The organism is Streptomyces sp. NPDC002787 (assembly GCF_053592095.1).
In genome coordinates this window covers 94,078-105,484 of record NZ_JBSFVC010000031.1, presented here as the reverse complement: position 1 = coordinate 105,484, position 11,407 = coordinate 94,078, and the positions used below count along the sequence as shown (strand labels likewise).

The 11,407-nt window shown below is 68.4% G+C and carries 11 protein-coding genes; 3 read left to right on the top strand and 8 right to left on the bottom strand.

Annotated elements, in window-relative coordinates:
• Positions 1-28: 28 nt before the first annotated feature.
• From ACWD26_RS35145 to ACWD26_RS35130, 4 genes are all read right to left on the bottom strand, one after another.
• Positions 29-640 carry a hypothetical protein gene (locus ACWD26_RS35145; protein ID WP_451276216.1) on the bottom strand — a complete coding sequence of 204 codons (612 nt, stop codon included), beginning with the start codon at positions 638-640 and terminating at the stop codon, positions 29-31.
• A 14-nt stretch (positions 641-654) separates the two neighbouring features.
• Complete coding sequence (locus tag ACWD26_RS35140) at positions 655-999, bottom strand: hypothetical protein (RefSeq protein ID WP_451276214.1); 345 nt, start codon at positions 997-999, stop codon at positions 655-657.
• Between the two features lie 338 nt (positions 1,000-1,337).
• Positions 1,338-1,967, bottom strand: a complete 630-nt coding sequence (locus ACWD26_RS35135; protein ID WP_451276212.1) for a hypothetical protein — start codon at positions 1,965-1,967, stop codon at positions 1,338-1,340.
• A 316-nt stretch (positions 1,968-2,283) separates the two neighbouring features.
• Entirely contained in the window at positions 2,284-2,829 is a 546-nt protein-coding gene (locus ACWD26_RS35130; RefSeq protein WP_451276210.1) for a hypothetical protein, read from the bottom strand.
• A 140-nt stretch (positions 2,830-2,969) separates the two neighbouring features.
• On the opposite strand from ACWD26_RS35130, the gene ACWD26_RS35125 reads away from it, so the two are divergent.
• The gene (locus ACWD26_RS35125; RefSeq protein WP_451276208.1) at positions 2,970-4,154 is read left to right on the top strand and encodes a tyrosine-type recombinase/integrase; all 1,185 of its coding nucleotides are present in this window, start codon (positions 2,970-2,972) and stop codon (positions 4,152-4,154) included.
• 200 nt (positions 4,155-4,354) lie between these two features.
• On the opposite strand, the gene ACWD26_RS35120 is transcribed toward ACWD26_RS35125, so the two are convergent.
• Positions 4,355-5,512 (bottom strand): acyl-CoA dehydrogenase, encoded by a 1,158-nt coding sequence (locus ACWD26_RS35120; protein WP_451276206.1) that lies wholly within the window; start codon positions 5,510-5,512, stop codon positions 4,355-4,357.
• 208 nt (positions 5,513-5,720) lie between these two features.
• Between ACWD26_RS35120 and ACWD26_RS35115 the strand changes: the two genes are divergently transcribed.
• Positions 5,721-7,064: a UDP-glucose dehydrogenase family protein gene (locus ACWD26_RS35115; RefSeq protein WP_451276204.1), complete on the top strand. Its 1,344-nt coding sequence runs from the start codon at positions 5,721-5,723 to the stop codon at positions 7,062-7,064.
• A 232-nt stretch (positions 7,065-7,296) separates the two neighbouring features.
• Here the strand turns inward: ACWD26_RS35115 and ACWD26_RS35110 are convergent, their stop codons facing one another.
• Positions 7,297-7,803: a CGNR zinc finger domain-containing protein gene (locus ACWD26_RS35110; protein WP_451276202.1), complete on the bottom strand. Its 507-nt coding sequence runs from the start codon at positions 7,801-7,803 to the stop codon at positions 7,297-7,299.
• 97 nt (positions 7,804-7,900) lie between these two features.
• Here ACWD26_RS35110 and ACWD26_RS35105 point away from each other — a divergent pair, with 97 nt between their 5' ends.
• A complete protein-coding gene (locus tag ACWD26_RS35105) occupies positions 7,901-8,263 on the top strand; it encodes a VOC family protein (RefSeq protein WP_451276200.1) in 363 nt (120 codons plus the stop codon).
• A 119-nt stretch (positions 8,264-8,382) separates the two neighbouring features.
• On the opposite strand, the gene ACWD26_RS35100 is transcribed toward ACWD26_RS35105, so the two are convergent.
• Together ACWD26_RS35100 and ACWD26_RS35095 are read right to left on the bottom strand one after the other, a co-directional pair.
• Positions 8,383-9,504: a dipeptidase gene (locus ACWD26_RS35100; protein WP_451276227.1), complete on the bottom strand. Its 1,122-nt coding sequence runs from the start codon at positions 9,502-9,504 to the stop codon at positions 8,383-8,385.
• A 677-nt stretch (positions 9,505-10,181) separates the two neighbouring features.
• Positions 10,182-11,369, bottom strand: a complete 1,188-nt coding sequence (locus tag ACWD26_RS35095) for a dipeptidase (protein ID WP_451276225.1) — start codon at positions 11,367-11,369, stop codon at positions 10,182-10,184.
• Positions 11,370-11,407 lie beyond the last annotated feature (38 nt).

Genomic DNA, 11,407 nt, shown 5'->3' with positions numbered 1-11,407 from the left:
CGTCGTTTGTCCACACAACTCACGATGATCAACGGTGGCCGTGCTCGTCTCCGCACTGGCCCTCACCAACAAGATCACGATCTACAGCTGGAGTATTAACGCGTGGCGAGACGACCACGTAACGGCCTGCCGGGATGTCGTTGTCATCCAGGGCCAGCATCATGTCCAGAATTGCGCTGTAGAGGCTCTGAGGGATGTTGTCGGCCGTCGGCGTGATCGCCGGAAGAGCCGTCGCCCCTGTGGCAATGATGTTGCCCATGAAGGTGTCGGCCTCACGGGCCAGGGCCCGAATCATCTGCTGGTTGATCGGAGAATCCAGGCCAGCGGCGAGCTGCACCCGTTCCGCATCCTCCACGAGAACCTGAAGGTACTTCGCCTCAGTAATGATCAGCTTCTGATCAACCGTTTCCGGCCGCTGAGCCGTCATCCCGTCAGCAATCGTGTAATCGCCGACGGTCGGCCGAAGCAGGCTGTTGATGTGGACGACGTCACCCTTGGCCCGGATCTCACCCTCGTACTTGTTATTCGAAACAATCGGGGAGGCCCAGACCAGGAGCGGATCGAAGGCGACAATGAGTTCAGCATCCCAGATCTCGGGGATGAAAGTGCTGGTGGCAGGGTTCTGATAAGCAAGGGCCATGCGGGTACTCCTAATTATCGCTTACGAACATCGAGAGAAATGCGGCGGCGCTCCGGCATAGGGCCACCGCTACGGTTAGGGCCTGCGCCCGCAAGATGAGGGAAAGCCGGTTCGGTGGACTTGAAAGGTGCAAGGGCCTTATCCATCGCCGCGGCCGAAGGCTTGCCATCTTCACCAAGCAGCTTGGAACCATCCAGGTAATCGGTGAATCCATCCGGGAGATTGATCCCGGCCTGGGCCGCGTAGCCCTTGAGTTCAGCCCGTGCCAGCTTTCCGGAATACTCCCGCTCAACCTCGGCTCGAACAGGGTCGGAAGGGTCGGCTGGCATGGCCTCAGAAATCGGTTCTGCGTCGCTCATGGCGACCTCCTAGAGAGCTAATTAATGAAAAGAATTAGAGAGAAGGGCCGCCTAAGAGCGGCCCTCAGCCTCACAAGAGGACAACGTAAGAGAAGACACTGCCCCCCTTACCCCCCACTGTGAACGATGCAAGTAGGAAGCAAGGGGAGAAGTGTTTCTCTACGTTGCCCCTCTCACAGGGAGGTGTCCGCAGAGCCTCATAAAGACTTAGGAACTGCCCGGCCTGTTGGCCGTGCCAGAGGCACACCGCCGAGTGTGCATGGCCCCAGAGGTATGACCCTCCACTGTTCTGAATTAATGCGACACAGCAAAGGCCCCCGGTAGCGGCCCCACGCATGTCACGTCCCCGTGGTGTTAATCCGGACCCACAGCTCCCGGTAGCCAGAGAGGTCCTGCTCCTCCAGGCCCACGAAGTCATAGACCAGGTTTCGGTTCCTGCCAATCAGCACTCCCCGCCGCTGAAGCGCCCTCCTGCGTGCTTCAGCGGCCTTCCTGTGGTCGTCGCAGTATTTCCGGGGCCTGCCTCTCCCTCGGGATGTCTCAGGGGCATACAAAGGATCTTTGCAACCGGGCCATCGACACGATTCTGGTGAGAAGTTCCGGCGCTCCATCGAAAAGCCGGAACCGTGTCCCGCATCTGCCTCCTCTGCTTCAGAAAACAGGGCGAGCAGTTCGCCATAGCGGTCGGGCTCCTCCGCTCCGGGGCGCTCCCGCATGAGGGGTTCCAGATCTCCGCGTGTCGACTCGGGATCGAAGGTGGGTAGTGCCGCCACGAGGGGAGCCCAGCACAGGGGGACCATCCCGGTATGAGCTGCTGCTATCCGCTCGAACTCCGTTTCCGCTTGCTCCGGCCAGAGGTTCGGCCATTCCTCGGATGCTTCTTCTCCAGCAGCCTCTAGCAGTGCATCCACACGCTTCTCCAACTCGGCCTGTCCGCGTTCGTCCAGAGGTGGAATCGTCTTGGTCACGTAGCCCTCTCAGCAAACAAAAAGCCCCCGAATTGCCTCGGGGGCGCTCACTTCTTGCAGCTCTTCAGTTCTGGCAGTCCAGCCACTTTTCCAAGTCGGCCGGTCGGCAGCGGAGAGACTGACCCACCTTGCGGAACGGGATCTGTTCGGCCTCCAGTTCCCGTACACCCACGATCGGGGCTTGTTCAGGTAGTTGGCCACTTCGTCCACCGTCATGAGCTTGACACTCGTCATTTTTGTCCCTCAAGAAACAAGAAAGCCCCCGAAGACCCTCGGGGGCTCAATGCTTAGCAGGTGCTGGGGAATTCAGCCGATCTCATTCGCTTCCGGCTTCAGCCGGCTCCCCAAGCACAGTTCTGGCCTTGTTCGTCAACTCGCCTCCGGCCTTGCCAGCGACCGTGGTCAGGAAACCGTCCCTTCTGGCCCGCTTCAGGTGATCCTTCACCGTCTCGGGTCGACGGCCGATGAGCCGGGACAGCCACGGAACAGGCGCAGGCGCCCCCATGTCAGCCATGGCGGTGTACGTGGCCGCGAGCAGTGCCAAGTACCGCTCGGAGACCCCTTCCCCCTCCAGGGCGAGTCCGGCGGCTTCTCCCATCTCGTTGAGCTTCGCTGCCACCTCGTCCAGCGTCCGCTGGGCTTCAGGGGCCTGCTTCGCCAAGTTCAGGGCCGCCCCCACGTCGAGCCTGCGCAGGACTGTGGTCGAGATGCCGCGCGCGGTCTCACGAGCAGGCGCATCTTCGGCCGGCTCGATGGTGATCCGCTGGGGTCCGCCGTTGATCGGCCCTACGGGCCACCACATGCGCACCACCCATGCGCCTTGCTGCTGCGTGATCTCGAACCCGCTGTCATCTGCTTCCATACCCTCAACGTAGCACACCCAGAGGGTTCCACCCTGGGTTGACAACCCAGGGTGGACACTGCGCAGACTTGAGGTGCCGGGAATGACCGGCGCGACGGCGGGGCGGTCCCGTGCGTCGACAGCAGGAGGGGGCTGCCTCAGTGGCAAGGGCATGGGTCGCACGGTCCAAGGACGACCCGAAGAAGTGGACGACGTTCTGGTACGACCCCGACGGCAAGCAGCGTCAGAAGACCTTCGCGACCAAGACGCGGGCGGACGACCAGCGCAAGCGCAAGGAACAGGAACTCGACGCCGGGACGTATCTCGACGACCGGTTGGGAAAGCAGCCCGTAACGGCCGTCTGGGAGCAGTGGACCAATCAAAGGAAGCTGACGAACAGCACCAAGAAGCAGTACCGGTCCATCCTCAACACGACCATCGAGCCGTTCTTCAAGGCCCGTTCCATCGTGTCCCTGAAGGTGGCCGACGTTGAGCAGTGGCTCTTGTGGATGGAGCAGGACCGCAAGCTCTCGGCCCGGACGCGGCGTCAGCGCTTCTCGTTCTTCTCCGGAATGATGGATTGGGCTGTTGTCAACGAGATCATCGGACGGAACCCCTGCAAGAAGGTCAAGGGCGCCGGGAGCCGCGCCAAGGAGATCCGGGAGCACAAGAGCAAGGGTCGTCGGCTCACGACGCGGGAAGTGCTGGCGATGCTGGAAGCCTGCCCTCCTCGCTACCGCGCGATGCTGTGGCTGATGGCGGGGTGTGGTCTGCGGCTGGGCGAAGCCATGGCCGTCTCCCGCGATCAGATCGACTTCAAGGCCGAGACCCTTCGAGTGGACTTCCAGATCACCGAAGACGGGGAGACCGAGTCAGGCAAGAACAGCGCTCTTCAGCGGCGGCACATCAAGGCTCGGGATGAGGAAGAGCCGGGGCGCATCATCCCCCTGCCGCCCAACGTCGCCTTCGAGCTGCGGCGACACATCAAGAACCATGGTGTGTGGGGGCCGGAACGACTCCTCTTCCCCAACGTGACGCGGACCGGGTACCTGTACGCGTCGTACTTCTACCCGAAGATCTGGATGGTGGCGCTGGACAAGGGCGGAGTGACCTACTGCAAGCCCCACTCGCTCCGGCACTACTACGGCTCCCGCCTGCTGTACGCCGGAGTCCCTGAGAACGACGTGGCGGACTGGATGGGCCACAGCAGCACGGACGTGCTCAGGGAGCACTACCACTACATCTTCGAAGGCGCCCAGCAGCGCGGCCGAGTCGCCATCGCAACCATGCTGACGCCCGGCGCCGATGACCCCGACGACCCCACAGACGCGTCAGAGGTCGCCTGATCCCCACACGACAACAGCCCCCGGCGGATCGCCGGGGGCTGTGTTCGTTTGTGCTGGTCAGCGACTGTTTTCGAGTCGCCAGCTCCCCAGGATTCCCCCAGCATGACGCCCATGAACGGCCCTGATCAGGCCGCAGCGGGCAGAAAGCGGAGAGAGCTCCTCCGGAGCCTCTGAACCGCCTCTGACCTGCGAAAACCCTGCTAGGGAAGGTTCCTTGCCATCACGATCCGCTGCACTTGGTTCGTGCCTTCATAAATCTGGGTGATCTTGGCGTCGCGCATCATGCGCTCGACCGGGTAGTCGCGGGTGTAGCCGTACCCGCCGAGGAGCTGGACGGCGTCCGTGGTGACCTCCATGGCGACGTCGGAGGCGAAGCACTTGGCGGCGGCGCCCTGGAAGGTGAGGTCCCTGTCGCCGCGCTCGGACTTCGCCGCCGCCTGGTAGGTCAGGGCGCGGGCGGCCTCGATCTTCATGGCCATGTCGGCGAGCATGAACTGGATGCCCTGGAAGTCGGCGATCGGCTTGCCGAACTGCTTGCGCTCCTGGACGTAGCCCTTGGCGTAGTCGAGGGCGCCCTGCGCGACACCGAGGGCCTGGGCGGCGATGGTGATGCGGGTGTGGTCCAGGGTCTTCATGGCCGTCGCGAAGCCGGTGCCCTCCTCGCCGATCATGCGGTCGGCGGGGATGCGGACGTTGTCGAGGTAGACCTCGCGGGTCGGGGAGCCCTTGATGCCGAGCTTCTTCTCCGGGGCGCCGAAGGAGACGCCCTCGTCGGCCTTCTCGACGACGAAGGCGGAGATGCCCTTGGAGCGCTTCTCCGGGTCCGTGACCGCCATGACCGTGTAGTAGTCGGAGACGCCCGCGTTGGTGATCCAGCGCTTGACGCCGTTGAGGATGAAGTGGTCGCCGTCGCGGACCGCGCGGGTCTTCATGCCGGCCGCGTCGGAGCCGGCGTCCGGCTCGGAGAGGCAGTACGAGAACATCGCGTCGCCCTTGGCGAGCGGGCCCAGGTACTTCTTCTTCAGGTCCTCGGAGCCGGAGAGGATCACGGGCAGCGAGCCGAGCTTGTTGACGGCCGGGATGAGGGAGGAGGACACGCAGGCGCGGGCCACTTCCTCGATCACTATGACCGTGGCGAGCGCGTCGGCGCCGGCGCCGCCGTACTCCTCGGGGACGTGCACGGCGTGCAGGTCGTTCGCGACCAGCGCGTCGAGCGCCTCCTGCGGGAAGCGCGCCTCCTCGTCCACGGCGGCCGCGTAGGGCGCGATCTTCGCCTCGGCGAGGGAACGGATCGCGTCGCGAAGCATGTCGTGCTCCTCGGACGGGCGGTACAGGTCGAAATCAGCCGATCCGGCCAAGGTCTCTCACGCTCCTGACGCTAACTACCGTTAAGTAACCCGAATTTTAGTGGCCTGTCCACGCCAGTGATACGTGAGCTTGACGACAGGCCACGGCCCGTGGGGAATCTGCCCGGTCAAGAGCTCGGACACGCCCCGACTATGCTCGTGCCGCGCACTCGACCCGTACATGGTTGACACCCCACGGCCGGACATCCAGGAGCACCCCATGGCCCTCAAGATCACCGTGATCGGCACCGGCTATCTCGGCGCCACGCACGCCGCGGCCATGGCCGAGCTGGGGTTCGAGGTGCTCGGGCTCGATGTCGTCGAAGAGAAGATCGACATGCTCCGGCGGGGCGAGGTCCCAATGTACGAGCCGGGCCTGGAGGAGCTGCTGCGCAGGCATGTCGCCGGGATCGAGGGGTCCAGCGGACGGCTGCGGTTCACGACCGACTACGCCGAGGTCGCGGCCTTCGGCGACGTGCACTTCGTCTGTGTGAACACCCCGCAGCGGCACGGCGAGTACGCCTGCGACATGTCCTACGTCGACGCCGCGTTCGCCTCGCTCGCCCCGCATCTGACGGGCCCGGCGCTCGTCGTCGGCAAGTCGACCGTGCCCGTGGGGTCCGCCGACCGGCTGGCCGCCTATCTCGCCGAGCACGCGCCCGCCGGGGGGGACGCCGAGCTGGCGTGGAACCCGGAGTTCCTGCGCGAGGGCTTCGCCGTGAACGACACGCTGCACCCCGACCGGATCGTGGTCGGTGTGCGGAGCGAGAAGGCGGAGAAGCTGCTGCGCGAGGTGTACGCGACGCCGGTCGAGGAGGGCTCCCCGTTCGTCGTCACGGACTTCCCGACCGCCGAGCTGGTGAAGACCTCCGCGAACTCCTTCCTCGCCACCAAGATCTCCTTCATCAACGCCATGGCCGAGATGTGCGAGGCCTCCGGGGGCGATGTCGCCAAGCTGGCGGAGGCCATCGGGCACGACGACCGGATCGGAAAGAAGTTCCTGCGGGCGGGCATCGGCTTCGGCGGCGGCTGTCTGCCAAAGGACATCCGGGCGTTCATGGCGCGCGCCGGTGAGCTGGGTGCCGACCAGGCGCTGACGTTCCTGCGCGAGATCGACTCCATCAACATGCGCCAGCGCGGGCAGATGGTGGAGCTGGCCCGGCAGGCGCTGGGCGGCGGGTCCTTCCTCGGCAAGCGGGTCGCCGTCCTTGGCGCCACCTTCAAGCCCGACTCCGACGACGTACGCGACTCCCCCGCCCTCAACGTGGCCGGGCAGATCCACCTCCAGGGCGGCCAGGTCACCGTCTACGACCCCAAGGGCATGGCCAACGCCCGGCGCCTCTTCCCGACGCTCGGGTACGCCGACTCCGCGATCGAGGCCGTACGGGGCGCCGACATCGTGCTGCATCTGACCGAGTGGCGCGAGTTCCGTGAGCTGGACCCGGCGGCGCTGGGCGAGGTCGCGTCGACGCGGCTCGTGCTGGACGGGCGCAACGCGCTGGACCCGGAGCTGTGGCGGCGGGCGGGGTGGACGTACCGGGCGATGGGGCGGCCGACGGCGTAGGGCCGCCCGAGCGATGAGCGGGCGACGGCGTAGGGCCGCCCGAGCGATGAGCGGGCGACGGCGTAGGGCCGCCCGAGCGATGAGCGGGCGACGGCGTAGGGCCGCCTTTGCGGTGCGGCGTGCGGCCCCGGACAGAGCAAGAAGGTGACGCCGTTCCGGCCGAGGCTCAGTCGGCCGGAACGGCGTCTTCCCCCATTCTCCATCGTTCGGGCGGCGAGCGGGGGCGAAGCGCTTACTTCGCGCGGTACCGGCGCATCTTCGCGCGGGCGCCGCAGACCTGCATCGAGCACCAGCGGCCCCGGCCGGCCGGGCTGCGGTCGTAGTACGCCCAGAGGCAGTCGTCGGCCTCGCAGGCCTTGAGGCGTTGCCAGGTGCCGGCCGAGAGGGCCTCGGCGACAGCCGCGGCCACGCGGGAGAGCAGGGGGGCCGGGTCGGCGGCGGGGCGCAGGGTCGCGGAGCCGTCCTCGGCGGAGACCGCGACGACCAGCGGCGCGGCGGCCAGGAGGTCGCCGAGCGGGGTCACCGCGCGGTGCGGCGGGTGGCCGGCGTGGGCGAGCAGGGTCGCCCGGAGGGACTCCCGCAGTTCGCGTACGGCCGTGAGGTCCTCTCCGGGCGCCAGGTCCAGGCGGGTCCGGCTCTCCGGGGTGTCCAGGACGTCGGCGCCCGTCTCCACATCCAGCGTGTTCACCAGGCTCTCGACGAGTGCCAGGCCGCCAGGGGCGGACGCTCTCTCGCTCATACCGGCGACGTTACCTCTTATGGGGGTGCATGAGGTAACCGTTACTGGTTACTCTGCCTTACAGGTAACCGATGCCCCATGAGGCAAGGAGAAGGCCATGGCCATCGCCAAGCTGGACGTCGTCGTCCTGGACTGTCCCGACCCGGCCGCGCTCGCCGGGTTCTACGCCGAGGTGATCGGCGGGAAGGTCAGCGGAGAGGGCGACTGGGTGGACCTGGAGGTGCCGGGCGGAGGTGCGCGGCTGGCGTTCCAGGAGGCGCCGGGGTTCGTGGCGCCCGAGTGGCCCTCGGCGGAGCGGTCGCAGCAGTTCCATCTCGACCTGAACGTCGAGGATCTGGACGCGGCGGAGAAGGAGGTGCTGGCACTGGGAGCGACGGTGCTCGACGCGGAGGATCGTGAGCGGGGGTTCCGGGTGTACGCGGATCCTGCGGGGCATCCGTTCTGTCTGTGTGCGGTGTGAGTACGCCGTAGGGGGAGGGGGATGCGGGGTAATCCGGCGGCCGCGGGCTGTCCGTGGCTGGTCGCGCGGTTCCCCGCGCACCTGACGGGCTGCGCCCCCTGGCCGGGGCGCGCCTCTCGTCAACCGTCCAGCTCCGCGATTCTCGCCGTAGAGGCCTCTCGGCGGTCCCTTGCCGCTCTTGCCGTGAAGTCGGCTGTGCGGAGGACTCGTTGGACGTTGCCCCAGGTGAGGAGGGCGAGGTCGGGTTCGGGCCAGCCTCGGTGCATGAGCTCGGCGACGAGGCGGGGGTAGCAGGAGGCGTCGGTGAGGTCCTGGGGGTGGGCGGCGCCGGAGTCGTAGGTGCCGGAGAGGCCGACGCACTCCGGGCCGGCGATCGCGCGGACGTGGTCGAGGTGGTCGGCGACGTCGCTGATCGACGGGCCGGTCTGCTCGGCGGTGAGCGGCACCATGCACAGGCCGTGGGCCTCCCCCAGCGCGGCGAGGAGCTCGTCGGGGAGGTTGGCGGGGTGGGAGCGCAGGGCGCCGGCCGCCGAGCGGGTGCACAGGACCGGGGCGCGGGAGACCGCGATCGTCCGGCGGATCGTCGCCTCCGAGGCGCCGGAGAGGTCGGCGAGGACGCCGACGCGGTTCATCTCGCGGACCACCTCCTCGCCGAACCTGCTCAGGCCGGACTCGCCCGCCCAGGAGGCGCCGGCGAGGGTGAGGGCCTTCAGGCCGAGGGCGTGCAGGGCGCGCAGGATGCCGAGGGAGTCGCCGATCGCGGGGGCTCCGGCGGGGCCGAGCAGGACGGCGACGCGGCCGCAGTTGCGGGCGTCGGTGGTCTCTCCCGCGCTGTGCACGAGCCGCAGGCCCTCGGGGTGGGCGTCGACGACCGTGCGGACGAGGTCCAGCTGCTCCAGGGTGGCGCTGACGGCGCGCTCGCCCGTCAGGCCCTCCGGGAGGTGCAGCGACCAGAACAGCGCGCCGATGTGGCCCTTGCGCATCCGCGGCACATCGGTGTCCACCCCGCCCTCGCCCAGCTCCAGGTCGAACCGCGGCAGCTGGCGCAGCACCCACGGCAGGCCGCTGTAACCGTCGGCGACGGGGTGCGCGACGAGAAACGCGTCCGCCTCGGCCAGCTCCGACGCGGGTTCACCGACGTAGGCCGCGACGGCACCGGTCGGGGAGCCGTCGCCGACCTCAGCCTTCGCCGACGCGGCCCCGGAGGACGCGGCGGCCTCGCCACCGGAGTCCGCGCCGATCCCGGTCCCGGCGGTCCGAGCCCGGGCCGTCCTGGCCTCGGACGGCCGGCCGTCGGGGCTGAGGGTGCCGGGGAAGGTGGTGCCGGGGGCGGCTGAGGCGGGGGCGGCTGAAGTGGGGGCGGCTGAGGTGGGGAAGACGCCCGCGGCCCGGCTACCCTCGGCGGTGCCGACTGCATCGGGTCTGCGGTCGGCTCGGCGACCGCGGACTGGGCCACCGTCGGCTCGCTCGCGACCGCCGCCACGCTCGGTGTCGGCCTGCTCGGTGCCGGCCTGCTCGTGGTCGGCCCAATCGCCACCGGCCCGGTCGGCGCCAGCCCGGTCGGCGTGCGCTCGCTCGCCACCAGCCCGGTCGTCGCCAGCCCGCTCACCATCAGCCCGGCCATCACCGGCCCGCTCGTCGCCGGAGGCTATCCGCTCTCCCTCCGGCGGCCGTTCGCCCGGTTTCGGCTTGGGGTTCGTGCCGGTGGTGGGCGGGGTGTCGAGCTCGCCCGCCTCCCCCGCTTGGAGTTCGTCCTGCAGATCTGCCATGGCGGACCTCCGTAGCCGTTGGGTGATCGCAGTACTAGTCACCGTGGCACGGGGGCCGCCCGCCTTCCTGGTGGGTGGGGCGTTCGGGTTGTACGCGCCGCCGCGAGGCCGCCGTACGCCACCCGGGTGACCCCGGGTGGCACCGGGGGTCACCCGTCCAGCTGCTCCAGCGTCGCGTTCGACGGGCCCGTACGGGACTGGAGGTCCCGGGCCACGTCCTCCGCCGCACCCAGCACGCGGACCGCGTTCTGCCAGGTCAGCTTGGCGAGGTCGGTCCTGGACCAGCCGCGGTCGAGGAGTTCCGCGATCAGGTTCGGGTAGCCGGAGACGTCGTCCAGGCCGTCCGGGGTGAAGGCCGTGCCGTCGTAGTCGCCGCCGATGCCGAGGTGGTCGATCCCGGTGACCTCGCGCATGTGGTCGAGATGGTCCGCGACCGTCGACACCGTGGCGACGGGGCGCGGGTTGCGCTCCTCGAAGGCGCGGTGGACCGCCATCCCCTCGGGGGTGGTGTCGAGGTGGTGGAGGCCATGCGCACGCATGTTCTCGTCGGCGGCGGCCGTCCAGTCGACGGCTGCCTGCAGCACGAACTTCGGTACGAACGTCACCATCGCCACTCCCCCGTTGACCGGGAGGCGTTCGAGGACGTCGTCCGGGATGTTGCGGGGGTGGTCACAGACGGCCCGCGACGAGGAGTGGGAGAAGATCACCGGGGCGACGGACGTGTCCAGCGCGTCCCGCATCGTCGTCGCGGCCACGTGCGAGAGGTCGACGAGCATGCCCTCGCGGTTCATCTCCCGGACGACCGCGCGGCCGAAGGCCGACAGACCGCCGACCGCCGGGGCGTCGGTCGCCGAGTCCGCCCAGGCGATGTTGTCGTTGTGGGTGAGCGTCATGTAGCGGACGCCGAGCGCGTACAGCGCCCTCAGGGTGGCCAGGGAGTTGTCGATGGAGTGGCCGCCCTCGGCGCCCATCAGGGAGGCGACGCGGCCCTCGGCGCGGGCCGCCTCCATGTCGGCGGCGGTCAGCGCGGCCCGCAGCTCGGCCGGGTAACGGTCGATCAACTGCCGTACGCAGTCGATCTGTTCGAGCGTCGCGGGCACGGCCCCCGGCAGGAACGCGGCGTCCGAGGGCACATACACCGACCAGAACTGCGCCCCGACGCCGCCCGCGCGCAGCCGCGCCAGGTCGGTGTGCAGATAGGCGCTCTGGTCGGCGGCGATGTCCCGCGCGTCGAGGTCGTAGCGGACCTGCGCACGCAGCGCCCAGGGCAGGTCGTTGTGCCCGTCCGCGACCGGGAACTCCCGCAGCAGCTCCCGGGCCGCCTCCAGCGATGCCATACCCGTGTCCCCCATGTCCCCCGTGATCCCGGTCATCG